General features: G+C 63.7%; 12 protein-coding genes. 6 read left to right on the top strand and 6 right to left on the bottom strand.

Translation table 11 applies throughout. The features are described 5' to 3' along the window. Window positions 1-49: 49 nt before the first annotated feature. On the bottom strand, window positions 50-1,387 hold the full coding sequence (locus tag ACSQ14_RS25625) for a spinster family MFS transporter (protein ID WP_436017928.1): 1,338 nt from the start codon (window positions 1,385-1,387) through the stop codon (window positions 50-52). A 158-nt stretch (window positions 1,388-1,545) separates the two neighbouring features. Next, window positions 1,546-2,301 carry a class II aldolase/adducin family protein gene (locus ACSQ14_RS25620; RefSeq protein ID WP_436017926.1) on the bottom strand — a complete coding sequence of 252 codons (756 nt, stop codon included), beginning with the start codon at window positions 2,299-2,301 and terminating at the stop codon, window positions 1,546-1,548. A gap of 372 nt (window positions 2,302-2,673) precedes the next feature. Between ACSQ14_RS25620 and ACSQ14_RS25615 the strand changes: the two genes are divergently transcribed. Both ACSQ14_RS25615 and ACSQ14_RS25610 read left to right on the top strand, forming a co-directional pair. Then, window positions 2,674-3,918, top strand: a complete 1,245-nt coding sequence (locus tag ACSQ14_RS25615; RefSeq protein WP_436017924.1) for a Gfo/Idh/MocA family protein — start codon at window positions 2,674-2,676, stop codon at window positions 3,916-3,918. Between the two features lie 622 nt (window positions 3,919-4,540). Beyond that, a complete protein-coding gene (locus ACSQ14_RS25610) occupies window positions 4,541-5,323 on the top strand; it encodes a TetR/AcrR family transcriptional regulator (protein ID WP_436017922.1) in 783 nt (260 codons plus the stop codon). 155 nt (window positions 5,324-5,478) lie between these two features. Here ACSQ14_RS25610 and ACSQ14_RS25605 read toward each other — a convergent pair whose 3' ends face one another. The 4 genes from ACSQ14_RS25605 to ACSQ14_RS25590 all read right to left on the bottom strand — a co-directional run bounded on the left by ACSQ14_RS25605 (window position 5,479) and on the right by ACSQ14_RS25590 (window position 11,433). Next, a complete protein-coding gene (locus ACSQ14_RS25605; RefSeq protein ID WP_436017920.1) occupies window positions 5,479-7,935 on the bottom strand; it encodes a TonB-dependent receptor in 2,457 nt (818 codons plus the stop codon). A gap of 941 nt (window positions 7,936-8,876) precedes the next feature. Beyond that, on the bottom strand, window positions 8,877-9,722 hold the full coding sequence (locus tag ACSQ14_RS25600) for an SDR family oxidoreductase (protein ID WP_436017918.1): 846 nt from the start codon (window positions 9,720-9,722) through the stop codon (window positions 8,877-8,879). A 259-nt stretch (window positions 9,723-9,981) separates the two neighbouring features. Continuing rightward, window positions 9,982-11,181 (bottom strand): cytochrome P450, encoded by a 1,200-nt coding sequence (locus ACSQ14_RS25595; RefSeq protein ID WP_436017916.1) that lies wholly within the window; start codon window positions 11,179-11,181, stop codon window positions 9,982-9,984. A 57-nt stretch (window positions 11,182-11,238) separates the two neighbouring features. Beyond that, entirely contained in the window at window positions 11,239-11,433 is a 195-nt protein-coding gene (locus ACSQ14_RS25590) for a ferredoxin (RefSeq protein ID WP_436017914.1), read from the bottom strand. Window positions 11,434-11,894: 461 nt separating this feature from the next. Here ACSQ14_RS25590 and ACSQ14_RS25585 point away from each other — a divergent pair, with 461 nt between their 5' ends. The 4 genes from ACSQ14_RS25585 to ACSQ14_RS25570 all read left to right on the top strand — a co-directional run bounded on the left by ACSQ14_RS25585 (window position 11,895) and on the right by ACSQ14_RS25570 (window position 16,119). Continuing rightward, window positions 11,895-12,797, top strand: a complete 903-nt coding sequence (locus tag ACSQ14_RS25585; RefSeq protein ID WP_436017912.1) for a fumarylacetoacetate hydrolase family protein — start codon at window positions 11,895-11,897, stop codon at window positions 12,795-12,797. Window position 12,798: 1 nt separating this feature from the next. Continuing rightward, window positions 12,799-13,695, top strand: coding sequence for an alpha/beta hydrolase (locus ACSQ14_RS25580; RefSeq protein ID WP_436017910.1), 897 nt, complete (start codon window positions 12,799-12,801; stop codon window positions 13,693-13,695). 11 nt (window positions 13,696-13,706) lie between these two features. After that, window positions 13,707-14,324 (top strand): VOC family protein, encoded by a 618-nt coding sequence (locus ACSQ14_RS25575; protein ID WP_436017908.1) that lies wholly within the window; start codon window positions 13,707-13,709, stop codon window positions 14,322-14,324. 364 nt (window positions 14,325-14,688) lie between these two features. Continuing rightward, window positions 14,689-16,119: an MFS transporter gene (locus tag ACSQ14_RS25570; RefSeq protein ID WP_436017906.1), complete on the top strand. Its 1,431-nt coding sequence runs from the start codon at window positions 14,689-14,691 to the stop codon at window positions 16,117-16,119. Window positions 16,120-16,493: the final 374 nt, after the last annotated feature.

Genomic DNA, 16,493 nt, shown 5'->3' with positions numbered 1-16,493 from the left:
GGTCGCCGAATTCTTGGCGCCTAGCAGCGGCCCGCCTGGATTCGCGACATCACGCACTCGGGTAGTCGACACCATGGACCGCCCGGTGATCTGCCTGGAGCGACCTCATCGCCAAGAGCGCGCACAGTGCGCCAGCGGCCGCGAACAGGCTGGTGATGGCGAGAGAAAGCCGGATGGCGTCCGCCCCAAAGCTGGGTTCGAACAAATCATTGAGCGCACCAATGAGAACGGGCGCCATGCCGGTCCCGACGAACCCAGTTCCAAGGGTGAGAACCATGGCCGCCGTCGCTCGAATGCGTATCGGCACGATGCTTTGGGCGATCGTAACGCAGATGGGCTGATAGCTCGTGAGGAGCAACGACCAAAGGAACAGCGAGCCGACTGCGATGCGCCAATCTGGGCTGAAGGCGAACAACAGCCCCGGGCCGACGGACAGCAACGGTCCGACCGTGGCGACCCACACGTACCCTCCAATGCCGCGCCGGCCCAGGCGATCGCCCAGGACGCCGCCGATCAAGGCCCCTGCGATCAGCGAAGTCGATACGGTGACACCGAACCATCCCCCGACACGAACCGGCGACATCTCGTGGACACGCATGAGGAACGCAGGGCCCCAGCTCAGAAAGCCCACCCCCGCCATGCCGCCGAAGACCGTGGTGAGAACCAGATAGCGATAGGAACGGAGGTTCCAGAGCATCTTGAATGCGGTTCCGATCGGCGGAGCTTCGCCCACCGGCTTGGAGCGGTCTGACAGACCGCGCGGCGGGTCCTTGACTGTGAATATGATCAAGGCGGCGAGCAGCACGCCGGGCACTCCGACGACAAGGAAACTCGATCGCCAACCAAAATGCTCCGACAGCCACCCACCGAGAAAGACGCTGATCCCCACACCCAGTGCTTGCGCAGACAAAAGGATCGCAAACGCTCGTGCTCGGCTCGAAAGCGGGTACAGGTCGGTGATGATCGACTGCGAGATCGGAAGCGCCCCTCCTTCGGCGAAGGCCACGCCGAGTCGGCTCAAGGCTAGATGTCGGAAATTCTGCGCGAGGCCGCCGAGGCTCGTGAGAACGCTCCACAGTAACAGGCACACCGCAATCACCCACTTGCGGGAGTAGCGATCCGCCAGTCGGGCGACTGGTATTGCACCAAGTATGTAGAAGCTCGCAAATATGAGCCCGGTCAGCAGGCCCATTTCCGTGTCTGACGCGTGGAATTCGGCCTTTATCGGCTCCAACAGAATCGATACGATCTGTCTATCGATAAAATTGCAGACCGCCACAGCGCAAAGCAGCGCAAGAAAGTAATTTCGGCGGAACGAGCTCCAATTTTCGGCCGCACCTGTCGAGCGCATATCGCTGGACTTTGTCGCTTCGGTGTATTCTGTCATAGGAACCCAATTCCGCCTTTAGCGAACGCTGCCCGCAATCCTGCGCGCGAGGCCGTGTTAATTGCGGTGAAACCGCTTCCCGATAAGATCAGAGCCTGGTGCTTTCGCACGGCGCCCAGTTGTGACGCCATTTCGTAACGGGACCACGCCCCAGCGGCTCAGAATCCAGGGCTCGTGAAGGGTCTCGATGTCTTCTTGCACCAATGCTCCCAGGCGCGACCGAGCGCGTCGGCGCCGACATTGGAGTCAACTCTGCCGGTCGTCTCGATTTCGCCGGGCGACAGATAGGTGACCTCGCCCAGCTGCAGCGCCTCGCGCAGGAGCTTGGCCTGCGCATCCAGGCCGATGGCGAGAAAAGTCGCCCTCCGGATGGAGGGGGCCGCGACGACGGCCCCATGCCCCCGCAGCAGCAAGCTTGAGCCCTGCCCGAGCTTGCCCGCCAGGTCCTGACCCATCTCGAGATTGACCACCAACAGGTTCGTGCAGTCGCCGAATTTGTCGGCGATGTCCCACACCGGGACGCAGACCCCAAACGGGCCGCCGCTGTTCGAAATGGGGCGAAGAGGCGTCGAGGACACCGTGAACGGGATCACGCAGCGGCTGTGATCGTGAACCACAGAGTGGACATCCGGCCGCGCCGCATAAATGGCGGCGTGAATAAACCGCTCAATGTAGGGCCGCCGACCTTGGGCGTCGATCGGCTCGCCGCTCGCATCGAAGACCATAATGTCCTCGGGGCCAATGAGCGCAGGCGCACGCGCGCGCGACAGTAGGAAACGGTCGGGTTGGTGCGGGTCCCGGCAGCTGATGTGGCCGAAGGAGTCGACGATCTCCTCGGACGCGAGAATGTGATTGGCGGTGACCAGCTCCTCGATGACCGCTGCGTAATCCTGGTTATCCCGAGCGATCGACATCAATCCACTCCCCTTGCCACTTCGTCGCCGGCCGAGCGCGAGCTTGCGGCCCTGATGCAGGCGGCATTGGTACGCGAGCCCGACAAAGCATGCAATAGCCCTCGGCTGGGCGGCGCTCATTCGAAAACTACGAGACAATCTCCCGCGCGACGGTCCAGCCGGGCCCCGCTAATGCATTCATTCGTGCACGCCGCCTCGTTCACCAGAAGGCGACACGGCCCCCTCGGGACCAAGCGCCCCAGAGCCCGCGCCGGGCCGCGCAGGCCTAGAAACACAGGCTAGCACGGGCGCGCCCCCGGCGAGCGCATTTTCGAATAACATTCATTTACATCGCCATTGAGATGGTTCACGATCCCTCGTGGGCTGCTGAGAATGCGCGAGGGGTCCGGTCCAGCAGTTGGCGCGACCATTCCGGCCGCCAATGCGCGCGCCGCTCCCCAGCGCTGTGCACCGAAGCTTGTAAATCGCCGGCGCCTGGGCCTGCGTCGTCCTGGGCGAAGAAAGAGTTATGGAAGAATGACCGCACGAGTTGGACTAATCGGCCTCGGCAACTTCGCTCAACGCAACATAATACCCGGTATAGTTCGGGCTCGTGACGTTGAATTGGCGGCGATATACGATCAGTCGCCCAACGCTGTTCGCGCCGTTGCCGAAACTCTGCCGCCGGGCGCCGTCTGCAGCTCCGCGACCGAGCTGATCCAACGGCGAGATCTAGATCTTATCTACGTCGCGACGCCCTCAATTGCACACGCGGAGCTCGTAGAGGCCATCATCGGCGCGGGCCGGCACGTGATTTGCGAGAAGCCGTTCGCCACCAACTATCAAGAAGCCGCTCGCTTAGCGTCGCTTGCAAAGACCGCGGGGGTCGTGAACGCGATCGACCACGAAATGCGCTACTCGGCGATCTACCGCGGAATTCGCGATCGTGTGCAGGAGGGCTATCTCGGCAACGTCGTCATGTCCGCCCTCACCTTCAGCTCTGATTACGCCGTCAAACCCAAATATCCTGCGACATATTATTGGAGTTTTGGGTCTCTGAGAGACCATACGGGCGGCCTCTTAAGGCAGAGCATTTCTCACTTCATCGATCTCTACCTGTTCATGTTTGGCGGCATTCAACCCCATGGCGGGTATTGCGCGACAATGGTGAAGGCGAAGCCCGAGCTTGTCGAAAGCATCTCTTCAACTGGCGAGAGAGTGTTGTCCGCCGGGCCCTTGCGCGCCGTAGATGCGGACGACGCCATCGCGCTGGCAGGGCGGCTGACGAATGGCGCGCCGGCGTCAATAACGGCGACGTGGTCGGCTCCTGTGCCGACCGGGACACGATGGATGATCCAGGGCGATGAAGGAATGCTGGTCTACGAGGGGAACGAGACCGGCGGATTGTGGGGCGACGCATTGCGGGGCGCGCGCATCGGCAAGACCATTTCGGATCTGCAGCTACCGCAGGAGATCTTCCCCGACACCTATCCGACCGGGCCGAAATATATGAGCGCTCTGGTCGGGGCCGAGATTGAGGATGTCGTCCGCGTAATCGGGGGCGGCTCGGATGGAATGTTCGCGACATTCGATTCCGAATGCGAGGTCTGGAAAATCATCGAAGCCTGGGACAAATAGGCCCCTGCGCCGGGACAGGCCGCTGGTCGAGCGGCTGGCGGCCTGTCCGCTCTCTATCCATACGCGCGACGAATGGCCGGACGCCAAGATCGCCAGCGCCGCCGGCCGGCGCGCCAAGCCTGGTCGGCGACAGTATTTTCCGAGGGCTCATCAAGGCCTTCGGTCGCGAGCTCACCGATGCCGAGAGCGTCGGCCCGTCCTCGGGTCGCGGCGCTGAGGCTGAGGCGATCGTACGGGACAACGCTCCGAGGTGAAGGGCGACGTCGCCACCTAAGCGGTCAGTCGCAACGTCAACTACGCCAAGATCTGCACCGACAGGTTCAGCTTCAGCGCCCCCTCAAAGAGCTCGTCCAAGGCCCGCGTCCGCGACACCTATGCGCGCCGCCCGTGACTCGGCCAAGGCGCCACGGAGGGCCGCAGGTGCGCGAGACCGCAACGATGCATGCGATCGGAGCCTGCCCCCATGCCTCTAGTCCGCTGATGGATCAGCTCGGATTTGGCGCTATGAAGGACGCCTCATGGGGCATTGTCCGACGAGTCCCTTTTCGCTCAGGGACGGCGCGATCTTTGTCGCTTGGAGCAGGGAAGCGGCGGCGGGCCTGGGCAAGGAGTTTCAAGATAGATGTCCGGCGGCAAAAAGGACTTAGCGCAAGACATGCCTCACAGCGAGCAAGACGCCGGCGTCTTCGAGGGCAAGGAAACAAAGGGGGATCGTACGCGTCGGCGGATACTGAACGTTACCGAGGAACTTCTCGCAGAGAAGCCGGTCTGGGACCTGCGCTCAGTGGACATTACGCGGCGAGCCGGCGTAGCGCCCGCCACTTTTTATAGCCACTTCGAGAGCGTTACGGAGGCCGTGCTCGAGCTCGTAGAAACCTTCTCGGAAAGCCCTCCAGAGGTCGTGGCGTTGGCGACACAAAGGTGGTCCGACATATCGGATGCTCGGGAGTTTGTGCGGGCCCACTTCGACCATTGGAGCCGTCATCGCACCGCTTTCAAAATCCGAAGCATCACAGCCGATGCGGGTGAGCACCGGTTCGAATTGGCCGAGTATCGGTCCGTAGAACCTTTACTTCGTGCATTTTCGGCGCGCTTCGCCGAGCGTCAACAATCAAGCGACTTTCCGGAAGAGCTGGATCCAGTGGCCATAGCTGGTTTGTTCATCGCCATGTTGGAGAGAACCGCCGCGGTTCTGCCCCGCGTCGAAGCCAGGGGATTGGCGCCGGCCGCCCCCCAAATAGAAGTATCGGCTCTGATCGAAGCCACGGCGTTCATCGCTTTCAAGCTCTTCGGAGCAGAGGAGGCGACATCCGCGAATATCACGACGAAGCATCGGGATGCTCGCAGAACGCGTCGGAGCTCCACCCGAATAGCGGGCCGAACGCGTCGGAAGGACAATCAATAAGGCGCTGCATTTGTGCTTAAGGGTCCAGACGCACGCGCCTGGTTGCGCACCGCATCGTCGTCTCAAGGAAGCCGCGTTTGGCGCTCAAGCGGCGATTTCCACCCTCGGGAAGGGGCGCAGCGTCGCCGCTGCGCCCCGCCTGATACCTGCAGCGCCTAGTCTTCGCCGAAGGTTTTTCTGATCGTCAGGCCGAACATCCGCGGCTCGGTCGAAATGGCGGTAATGATTCCGCCCTGGCTGGACGGGTCGGGGCCCGCGATCTGGTATTTCTTGTTCAGCAGGTTCGTGACGAACAGACCCACCTTGAGACCGGCGTCCTCCACGGTGTAGTCCATACTGCCGCTCAGCAGCCCCACCGAGGCTCGGCCGTTGGTGCAGCTGCCGATGCAAAGCGCGACGAGCCGGTTGACCAGGTCTGCTGGAATGGCCGGGTTGATCAGGCGGGCCGACGGATTGGCGCCGGCCGTCCAGGACCAGTCCGCCTGCACGCCCAAGGTCCCCTCGCCCACCGTGGCTTCATAGCGACCGCCAAGACTGTAGGTCCACGGCGGTTGGGAGAACCGCTCGCCGCTGGCGTCCACAGGTGCGCCGCCGTTCACCCGCAGGGCGCCCGGGAAGGAGTCGTACTTGCCCCAGAGGTAGCCAACGGTCGCTTTCAACGTCAGGGCGTCGACCGGGCGAGCCACGAACTCCCCCTCGAACCCGCGCAGGACCGCCTTCGCCGCGTTCTGGATCACAGTCGCCGGAACGCCCTGGGGCGTCGTGACGTTCGTCGTCTCCTGCTTGTTGGTGTAATCGGTATTGAACGCCGCCAGATTGACTCGCAACCGGCGGTCGAACCAGTCGCTCTTCAGGCCGACTTCGACTTCTCGGGCGTACTCGGGGTTGGCCGGAGCCAGGGTCGGCTGACTGAACTGGAACGCGCCGCCTTTGAAGCCTCTGGCTACGTGGGTATAGACAAGGACATCATCGGTCGCCTGGTAGCTGGCGCCCGCCATCCACGACCAGCCGGTCCAGCTCTTCTCGTTATGGGTATGGCACGCGCCCGGATTGTTGGCCGGGAAAACCCCGGGCACGCCCGTGAGGCAAGTGATGGTGTTATTGGCCGGGTTGAAGTTCCGCGACTCAGAATTGAGGAACTTACGTTCCTCCGTGAAACGAACGCCCCCTTGAATCTTCAACTTATTGGTGAGTTTGAACTCTTCTTGGGTATAAAGCGACCAGCTGCCGTTGTAGATTTTGCTGCCGTCGAAAATGTTCGCCACAGGAGCGCCAGCCACCGTCACCAATGGTGGCAAGGCCTGGACCTCCTGCGTGTACGAGCTGACCTCGTTGGAGTAATAGAAGCCGCCCAACCAACTCAGGCGGTCGCCGAAGGCCGTGCCCGAGAGATTGAATTCCTGCGAGAAGAACCGGTTGCTCTGCTCAGGGCCCGGGTCGCTCTGGAAGGCGGTGGGCGGCAAGCCGGGAGCGGCCTGCACCAACGGCCCGTCCGGGAAGCGGCCTAAGCCGACCGACAGCAAGCGAAAGCTCGTGCCGTCCAAGTCGGTCAGCACATTGTTCGTAAAATGACGGTAGCCGGTGATCGACTTCAGCTTGACATCGGGCGAAAGATCGAATGTCGCCGTCAAGCCGAAATTCTGACCGTTGAAATTGTCGTGCTGCGGATGCTCATAGAAGGTCCGCCGATAGTCATCCTTGGACCTCGTGAACTGCGCGGCAAGCGCGTCAGCCGCGATCGCCCGCGACGCGGCCGACGTCGGGTTGGGAAGACCAAGCTGGTATCCCGCGGCGATCGTCGCAACTCCGCCCGGCGTAAGTCCAACAGCGGTGATGAGGTTGCCGTTCTCTCGGGTGCGGAAGAACTCGGCCTTCCCCTTAAGATTGACGCCTTCCCAGGGATCGGCGACGACGGTCGCGCGGGCGACCAGTTGGTCTCGGTCCGCCCCGATCCGCTGACCCGTAGTCACACTCTCGCCAAAGCCCCGGCGCCAGGTCCCTTGCGCCCCCAGGCGCACGCTCAGCTTGTCCTCGATCAGCGGCAGGTTTATTGCAAAGCGCGGCGCGAACAGCATGTTGTTGCCGACGTCCACGCCCACAAAGCCGTGGACGCCATGGTAGTCGGCGTCTCGGCTGATCAGGTTGACAGCCCCGCCCGTGGTGTTGCGCCCATATAGGGTGCCTTGCGGCCCGTTCAGCACTTCCACCCGCGCCAGGTCGAAGAAGGCCCCGTTCATGCCCTGGATGCGCGAGATGTTGACCCCGTCGGCGTAGACGCCCACCGGACGGTCGACGGTCGGCTGCGTGCCGCCGGACGTCTGACCGCGGATCGCAAAGGTGACCGTCGAAGACGACGCCGGGTGAGCATTGGCCGCGAGGTTCGGCACAAAGCGGGTCAGATCCCCGGTGCTGCGAACCCCGCTCGCCTGCAGCTGATCACCGGCCAGGGTGGTCACCGCCACCGGCACATTCTGCAGGCGCTCTTCACGCTTGCGGGCGGTGACGACAATTTCCTCGAGACTGCTCTGCGCCCAACCACAACCAGGAAGAGCAAGACTCAACGCAGTCGCGCCGAGCAAAGAGTGCAAAAGTACGGGTCCCCGTTGAAACATGTTTCTCTCCCAAATCTCGTTCAAATCTCGCGAAAGCGCCGCCCCGAGGCCCGGATCACGGGCAGGGTCGCCGCCTTTCCTCAAGCGCAACCACGCGATATGCATGCTTCCTAGAGGACGTCCACCGGCAATACAAGAGGGTCACCGCACACATTGCGCTTACAATGCATGCAATCTCGGCCGCCCGCTCCCACATCGGACTTGCCTTCGAGGGCGGAGTTTGCCGAGACCCGTGTAGAACATTCCTGACTTCCTCTACCTGGCCCGCCTCGTGGGGGCCGCTCGTCCGGCGACAGACCATCAGTCGTGCAGGATCGTAAGGCGCGAGACCGCACCCAGACCAAGTAAAGGAGGCCAGTCCTGTCGGATTCGGCGAGAGGAACAAGAACAATGCCGGCCGACGAACTCGGCGACGCCAATGCATGAAGTCCGTTTCTCACGGCCATCGGCCGCGTCGGGCCCCATTGCGCTTCGCTAAGGCCAGGCGTCTCTTGCGCTTGCGAACGAAGACGTCCCCAAAGGACGAAGACCCCGCCCGTTCGCCAGCGCCGTCGAAGCTTGGCGCGCACCCGCCGAGGTCACGCACGCCCCACTGACGGCCTTCTCGATCTGCACCGGTATGAACGGCGCAAATGGCGCGAACGAAGGCCGGGCGAGGCGCCGGGCGCGCTGCAAGCTTCCTTCGAGCGAACCCTGCTTCTATGGGGAAGGAGCGAACCGGCTGCGGCGCCGGGAGCGGCGAGCCGAATGCCGGAACCCAGAGGATCCTGCGATCCCTGTTGATTCCGGCGTGGGGCGCACGGCTTTCCGCGATCGTCCGCCCCACTCGCCGCCCCAATGCGCGTAGGGCGGAGCGAGCGGCTAGATTGAAGCTCGCGAACTTCGTGGGCGACCTTTCGAAGGCGCGCCCAAAAACAAAACCCTTGCGGACTCTATGACGATCAGAAGGCCACGCCCCGCATGCCCGGCGTGGCGGCGCCGTCGACGCGCAGATCCGTGCCACTGATGAAGGCGGCGCGTTCGGAGGTCAGGAAATCCACCGCGTCGGCAATGTCCAAGGCGGTGCCCCAGCGCCCGACGGGCGTGTTGGCGCCGACCACAGCGGCGTCCGGATTGCCGTCGGCCTCGGCGCGTCCCATCGGGGTCCACATCAATCCCGGCGAGACGCTGACAATCCGGGCGCCGGATCGCCCCCAAGCCGGCGCACGCGCCTCGCACATGCGGATCACCCAGCGCTTGGACACGCCGTAGGCGGGCCTGCTTGGGCCGGAGCGGTCGGTGGGATTGAGCAGGCCGTCCAGGTGCGGCTTGAGCCGCTGAAGCAGATCTCCCTCCAGGGGCGCGTCCAGGAGCGCGTCGACGGCCGGTCGCGCCGGCGTCATGTGGCCGGCCATGGAGGAGATCAGGACAACCGCCAGTCCTCGCTCGAGGTCGGCCTCAAGGGCGACGAGCAGACGCTCGGTCGCGATCACGTTGGCCCGCAAAATCACGTCCCAGGCGCCGAGCGACGGCGAGACGCCGGCCGTGTGCGCCACAGCCTGCAACGGTCCAGCCGCACGGGCGGCGTCCACCGCCCGTTGGGCGAGGCCGGGTTGGGAGAGGTCCCCGGCGACGGTCGCGGCTACCGTATATCCTTCCTCGCGCAGGCTCTCAGCGAAGGTCTCCAGGCGACCTTCGTCTAGGTCGCAGAGGACCAGGTCCGCCCGCCGACCGAGTTGGCGCGCACAGGCGCGCCCCATGCCGCCATAGGCGCCAGTGACGATAGTGGCGGGCCGTCCGTTGGCCATAGTGTGTCCCTCCTTGAAGAGCCGTTCAGGCCGCCCTCTCCGGGCGGCGACGTCTGCATTGGCGCCGTCTTCCAAGAACGAGCGTTCTTGAAAGACGGCGTTCCACTCAGCGAACTCCCATGAGTCCGCAACTTTCAGGATGCTGGCGCCTAACCGCGCGCCGCCGCGGCGCCATCTTCAGCAGTATGCGCGGCCCAGAGGCGAGTTCGTTCTGAGATGCTTCTGGCCGCACCGGGGTGATGGGGCGATTCCGTCCGAACTAGGCCGCGTCCCACTTCAGCGGCAGCGCGTGATATCCGACGCCCGCATAGACTTGATCGACCAATGGTTCAGACCGGTCCAGCGAATATTGCGGGATCTTCTTATGCCACTCACTCACAGCGAAGTTCCGCGCACGTCTAGCAAAGAACAGGCCGATGCACTGCCGCCAACCCTGGTTGAAGGCCAAGTGCTTGTTGACCTTGCGATCGAAATCCACGCGGTCGAAGCCAGGCACCCGCGGGTCACGGTTCACCATGCTATAGTTGATGAAGATCTTGGTGCCTTTTTTCATCTCCAGACCGTGGAAAACCGTATCCGCGGTGACGGTCCGCATATGTCCGCCGATTGGATACAAGCGAAGGAGCTCCTCGCACACGGCGTTCACGCAATCCGGCTCCGCGGCGAGGCGCGCCTGCAGTTCGGGATGATCGGCAAGATAGCGGAACACATAGGTTAGGTGGGAGGCCACCGTATGCCCGCTGCCAAACACGAAGATCTGCATCGCCCAGGTCGCTTCCTCCGGCGTCAGCTGACCTTCGTCCTGCAGCTTGACCACCCAACTGGCGAAACGATCATCGGGATTGGCCCTCTTGTCCGCCATCAGCTTTGCGACGTACTCGACGACGTTGTGGACCGCTGCGTTATCGAGATTGTACACCGCCGACTGCGAGCCGGCCGGGACTTTGAACGCCTCGTGCTCCCACTCGCAGAGCTGGTCCCAATCTTCTTTCGGAGCGCCCAGCATGTCTGCGCCGATCCTGGGGAAGAAAAGGCGCGCGAAGTCGTGGACGAAATCGCAGTGGCCGCGCTTTGCGAAACCATCGATCAGCTCGCGGCCCACCGAATCAATCACGCCCTCCCAAGCCTGAACTCGGGCAGGGGTGAACATTGGCATGAGGGCCTGGCGCACAAGGACGTGCCGCCTCATGGCCGCTTCAGCCTGCTCGTTGTCACAGACCACTTCGCCGAAGCCGTGCAGATGCGGCCCGTCGCCGAACGGGCCCTGCCAGAACAGCTCCCCATTCTTGAACACCTCGACGGCCGCGTCGTAACGCGTCGACCAGATCATCGGATCATCCCCCACGCGGAAGAAGGGGTAGGCCTCGCGCAAGGCGTCGAAGCGCGCTCGCCAGTCATCGTCTCCCTGCACGATCATCGGGATTTCCTTGGGATCCACGACAGGGATATCGGTAGACATTATTCAAACCTTTCCGCCGCTCGCAGCGGCACGACTTCAAAGCTGGGCTTGCGCGCCTCAGTCCGAGACCAGGATCGCACGCCAAGGACACGCTGATGCGGCGCGCCGAATGCGCTCCGGCTCCACTGAAGTCACATCCGCGTCCTCGCGAAGCGTGACCTTGTCATCAACGACTTTGAAGATTTCCGGGGCGACACGCTCGCAATACCCGGTCCCGCAACAGGACGCCGCGTCTAAGCTGATCTTGACCAACGAGAGACCCCTTTAAGTCAACAAACGAGACTGGAACGCAGCGGGTCCGGTCCATGCGCCCGCCGCAGAAACGCGTTCGGGTGGACGCGCCGATCATATTGAAGACCAACCCGCCCTGGCGCAACCCTATTTCCGAATAACATTCGCTTTTGTTCGCGGGAGCTGGCTCCGCGGGGGCGCGATGAACCGACGCCACGTCAACCCGAGTCCGAAAGGGGCCGATGGAGGGCCCTTGCCGGCCACCGGCCAGCCGCAGCGCCCTCGCACGCACGGCGCGTCGCGGCCCGCGAGCGCGGTCGGGATCGACAGCGCGATCGCCCGCGCGGGATTGCCCACCAGGTCCCCGCATCCTGCCGCGCCGCGCCGCGGCCCGCCCAATCAAGCCGTAAGCGGCATATCCACCTTGCCGCGCATACCGTCATGCCGTAATGGGTAACGCATTGCTATATCAGTAACGGCACATGAAATTCATTTCCTACCTTCTGAACGGCGATCCGCGGCTTGCGGTGACTGACGGCAACGTCGCGGTGGATCTCAATGCGGCCGACCCGGCGGTTCCCAGCGACTTCACCGCGGCGCTCGCTTTGGGTCCGGCCTTGATCGCCGCGGCGCAGACCGCCCTGCAGGGCCCCGGCCGAAGGATGCCGCTGGCCGGCCTCACGCTCGCACCCGCGGTTCCGCGCCCGGGAAAGGTGCTCTGCCTCGGCTTGAACTATGCGGAACACGCGCGCGAGGGCGGACTTGAGGCGCCGGCTTACCCCGCGGTCTTCATGCGTTCCGCCTCGTCTCTGGCTGGACACGGCGAAGCCGCGCCCCTCCCGCACGTCTCTCATCAATTGGATTTCGAAGCCGAGCTGGCCTGCGTGATCGGCCGCCGCGCACGTTACGTCTCGCGCGAGGAGGCGCTGGACTATGTGTTCGGCTACGCATGTTTCAATGACATCACCCTGCGCGACTACCAGATGAAGTCGCCGACCTGGACGGTCGGCAAGAACTTCGATCGCACCGGCGGCTTTGGACCATGGGTGGCGACGCGCGACGAGCTGCCCGCCGGCGGCGATGGACTCAGGATTCAGCTACGGCTGAACGGCGTGGTGGAGCAGGACGCCAACACCTCGCACATGATCGTGGGCGTCGCCCACGCCATCGAGCTGCTAAGCGAGGCGATGACGCTGGAACCGGGCGACGTGATCGCTATGGGCACCCCCGCCGGCATCGGCGGCGCGCGCCGCCCTCCCCTCTGGATGGTTCACGGCGACACGGTTGAGGTGGAGATCGAGGGCCTCGGCGTTCTGCGCAATTTCATTGTCGATGAACCGCCGGGCGCGTCTGCGTCCGAGCCGCAGACCTATGGGAGGGGCTGACATGCAGACCGGTTCGTTCACCGTCGAAGACGTCGAATACCTGCGACATGACGACAAGCCTCTGCTGGCGAGGGTATACCGCCCGGAGGGCGAGGGCCCGTTCCCCTGCATTGTCGAGCTGCATGGCGGCGGCTGGTCAATTTTCGACCGCACCCGCGGTAAGAACCTGCACGAGTCGCTCGCCCGCAACGGCGTGGTGGTCGTCGCGCTCGACTTCCGCCAAGGCGCCGAAGGGGCATATCCACGGTCCCTGGCCGACATTCACTACGCCATCCGCTGGGTGAAGGCCAACGCCCAGAGCCTGAAGACGCGGCCCGACCTGGTCGCCGCGTCCGGCAACTCCACTGGCGGCCATCAAGCCATGCTGATCTCCATGCGACCGGACGACCCGCGCTACGCGGCGCTCCCCGCCCCGCCTGGCGGGGAAGGATTCGACGCGCGGCTGCGCTGCGTCGTCATGCTCTGGCCGGTGATCAATCCCAGCGGCCGATATCGCTACGCCAAGGCGTTCCTTGGCAAGCCGGATGAACCCTCCTGGGCGGCGAACCTCATCCCTATGCATGACAACTACTGGGGGAGCGAGGCGGCGATGACCGAGGGCAATCCGATGTTGATGCTTGAACGGGGCGAGCCCGCAGAGCTCGTCCCGGCGCTATGGGTGCAGAGCACCCAGGACGACGTCCACAACTATCGCGACCCGAGTTCCGACTTTCCCGGAACAGAGTCCGAGCGCTTCACCAAGCTTTACACGCGCGCCGGCGGCGAAATCGAAACCCTCTATTTCGACGCGCCCATGATGTTCACCACTGCGCACGCCGAGCTTCCCGAGTCCATCGCCGCGATCCAGGCGATCATCGACTTCGTCCACAAAGCCGTTCCCGTCACCGCGGACCGCTGAGGCCAACACCCATGACCCATTCCTTTGAAGCTCTCCAAGCTCAAGTGCGAACTCTGCCGCAACCTCGGTTGAACGAGATCGTCATGCAGACCAACCGCTACGACGAGATGCGCGCCTGGTACGCGGCCGTCATGGGGATCGACTGGGCTTTCGAGAACACGCCCGAGTCGCCCGCGGAAGAGAAGTACCAGCCCGGCGAGAGACAGGTCCGAGCGGTGGATGTGCGGGCAAGCTTCGGGCGAATCGGCGCCCCGCCTGGCATCACCTTCGCCTTCTTCGAACTGCCCTGGTTGAGAGAGCCCAGCCACATCGAGCCCGGCATCAATCACACGAACTTTATGGAAGCCGACCTCGACACCTTGGTCAAACGTGTCGAACTCCTTCGCGATGCGGATATCCACCCGCACCGTGTCGCAAACCACGGGCCGGTGATGAGCTTCTATTACAAAGATCCGGAGGGAAATATCGTCGAGTTCTGCTCGGCGAACTTCGACACCCCGGAAGAGACGCTGGCCTTCACGAAGTCTGAAGCGTTCCGGAACAATCCCTCCGGGCTTGAACTGGAGCGCGACGAGTTCCTGGCGCGTTATCACAGCGGCATCCCAAAGAAGGAACTGCTGAAGATCTGACCGCAGGGCGCCGATCGCGTCTCAGGGCCCAGGGTACGAGAACGCGCATCGGATCGAAGCGCAAAGCGGAGGTGGTCTTCGCGACACGGAGGGCGTCGCGCGCTGCTGGCCGACCGCGGCGTGACCGTGGCGGCCCACGCAGCAGCGCGGCGGCCGCGCCCCATCTGTGATCGACCGCGGCCGCGTCCATGGGGATTTCCTCGAGGCGCAAGCGGTAGAGCGTTCGCGCGATGGCCTGGGCGCCCGGCGCGCAGGCGCGCTTCCTCAACCCGATCGATAGCGGACAGCTTCTGGCGAACGATAGCCGACAGCAACCTAGAATGACGTGGGCAGGTAATCGGCAGGATAACGGGTGACGGCGGGGATGAACTGGCTGACTGGCACGATTGAGCGAAGCAGATTGCTCGATAGACGAACGTCGCCTGGCAAACTGCCTCTTATCATTTCCGCGCTCTGGGTCGCAGAGGTCACCGGCTCTTTCGAGACAGCCATGATCCTTGCCGCGCTCAAGCGGCTTATCGAAGATTTTGGCGATCCAGCGATGGTCGGCTGGCTCATCACCGGCTACCTGATTGTAGGTGCTGGGGTCGCAGCGATCGTGGGCCGGCTGGGCGACCTGCTGGGCCGGCGGCCGGCGCTGATCGTGGTCCTGATCTTCGGCGCCTTGGGCTCCTTGATCAGCGCCCTGTCGACCAATTTCTCCGTTCTGCTCATCGGCCGGCTGCTTCAGGGTGTGACCGGCGCCGTCTTGCCGCTCTGCATCGGCCTCGTCCACGAGAACGCCGAAAGAGACCGCGCGCCGATGGGGATCGGGTTGATCACCTCAGGCGCTTCAGTCGGCATCGCGGCCGGATTGATCGTCGGCGGCGTTCTTGTCGATCGTTTTGACTGGCACGCCGTATTCTTGACCAGCGCCGGCCTGTGCACGGTTTCCGCTCTCGCCGTCTTTGCGCTGGTGCCGCCCTCGCCGCGGCGACCTGCTACTCAGCCAGTTGATTGGATTTCGGGTCTCGCGTTCGCGCCCGGCATTGCCCTGGTCCTTCTCTATTTCAGCATGGGCAAGACCTGGGGGTGGGCCAGCCCGGTACCGCTACTGGCGCTCGGCCTTGGCGGGGCGCTCGTGACCTGGTGGTGGCGAGCAAGCATCGCGAGCAGCAACCCACTGATCGCGGTGCGCAGTTTTTCGAACCGGACCATCGCGGTTGGCTGCGCGGTGACCGCGCTCGCCGCTATGAGCACGCTGCAGATCAGCGTCTTCTTCACTTTACTAATGCAGGCGCCGACGTGGACCATCGTCGGACTGGGCCTTACCGCGACGGCGGCGGGCCTGGCCAAACTGCCGTCAAATCTCAGCTCCGTATTCGCCGGGCCGCTCGGCGGCTGGCTGGCGGGGCGAGGAAGAGGACGAATGGCGCTTGTCGGGGGATGCCTTTTCACCGCTGCGGGCTGGCTGCTGTGGTTCGTTGTCGACGTTAAGAACTTCGCATTCCTTATCGCTCAGCTCGTCCTCATCAGCTTCAGCGCGACGATCCTCTTTTCGGTCGCGCCGACGATCATCGCCCAGGCCTCGCCTCCAGAGCGGGTCAGCGAAATCTCTGGAATGCTCACCGTTATTCGCCAGCTGTTCCTCGGCGTCGGCGCGCAAATGGTGACCACCATCCTTACGGTCGACGTTATTCGCCGCGGTAATGAAAGCTATCCCTCGCCCTTCGCTTACGATCTCACCGTCGGGGTAATCGTTGCGATGTGCGTCATCGCAGCTTGCGTCGCTTCCGCATTACCCCGCCGCACATGATCTCAGGACGAACATAAGGCCTTCGCCTTCCTCGCCCGCCGAGAGGGGTTCGGTGGCGCGGGTTGATCAGAACGTTCCACGCTGCGTCTTCGAAGCCCCAGCTGGCGAGGGGCTCGACCATCGCGATACGTGCGGCGCGGTGCAGGCGCCGAGCTTCCGCCGACCCCATCGCGACGGTGGGGCAGCCGGCGCAGCGAAATGGCCGACGCCAAGAGGGCGTGCTTCACGCTCCGGGCTCGCGACATGCTTTCGCCGAGCCGCCACCAGGGCGCCGAACGCGCTTCTGTCTCAATGCGGCCCAAGTTTGGAGCGGGTCAAGAAGCTGTAAACGCTCAGGCGCGAAGCCGCGGCGATTGAACGACGCATCAACGTCT

Origin of the sequence: Phenylobacterium sp. LjRoot219, assembly GCF_964252995.1 — a bacterium.
In the GTDB taxonomy this organism is placed as follows: domain Bacteria; phylum Pseudomonadota; class Alphaproteobacteria; order Caulobacterales; family Caulobacteraceae; genus Phenylobacterium.
This window is presented reverse-complemented; position numbering and strand designations above follow the sequence as displayed.

Excerpts from the sequence above, each read along its gene's own strand:
- ACSQ14_RS25625 (WP_436017928.1), bottom strand. The coding sequence starts at position 1,387 with ATGACAGAATACACCGAAGCGACAAAGTCCAGCGATATGCGCTCGACA.
- ACSQ14_RS25620 (WP_436017926.1), bottom strand. The coding sequence starts at position 2,301 with ATGTCGATCGCTCGGGATAACCAGGATTACGCAGCGGTCATCGAGGAG.
- ACSQ14_RS25615 (WP_436017924.1), top strand. The coding sequence starts at position 2,674 with ATGCGCGAGGGGTCCGGTCCAGCAGTTGGCGCGACCATTCCGGCCGCC.
- ACSQ14_RS25610 (WP_436017922.1), top strand. The coding sequence starts at position 4,541 with ATGTCCGGCGGCAAAAAGGACTTAGCGCAAGACATGCCTCACAGCGAG.
- ACSQ14_RS25605 (WP_436017920.1), bottom strand. The coding sequence starts at position 7,935 with ATGTTTCAACGGGGACCCGTACTTTTGCACTCTTTGCTCGGCGCGACT.
- ACSQ14_RS25600 (WP_436017918.1), bottom strand. The coding sequence starts at position 9,722 with ATGGCCAACGGACGGCCCGCCACTATCGTCACTGGCGCCTATGGCGGC.
- ACSQ14_RS25595 (WP_436017916.1), bottom strand. The coding sequence starts at position 11,181 with ATGTCTACCGATATCCCTGTCGTGGATCCCAAGGAAATCCCGATGATC.
- ACSQ14_RS25585 (WP_436017912.1), top strand. The coding sequence starts at position 11,895 with ATGAAATTCATTTCCTACCTTCTGAACGGCGATCCGCGGCTTGCGGTG.
- ACSQ14_RS25580 (WP_436017910.1), top strand. The coding sequence starts at position 12,799 with ATGCAGACCGGTTCGTTCACCGTCGAAGACGTCGAATACCTGCGACAT.
- ACSQ14_RS25575 (WP_436017908.1), top strand. The coding sequence starts at position 13,707 with ATGACCCATTCCTTTGAAGCTCTCCAAGCTCAAGTGCGAACTCTGCCG.
- ACSQ14_RS25570 (WP_436017906.1), top strand. The coding sequence starts at position 14,689 with ATGAACTGGCTGACTGGCACGATTGAGCGAAGCAGATTGCTCGATAGA.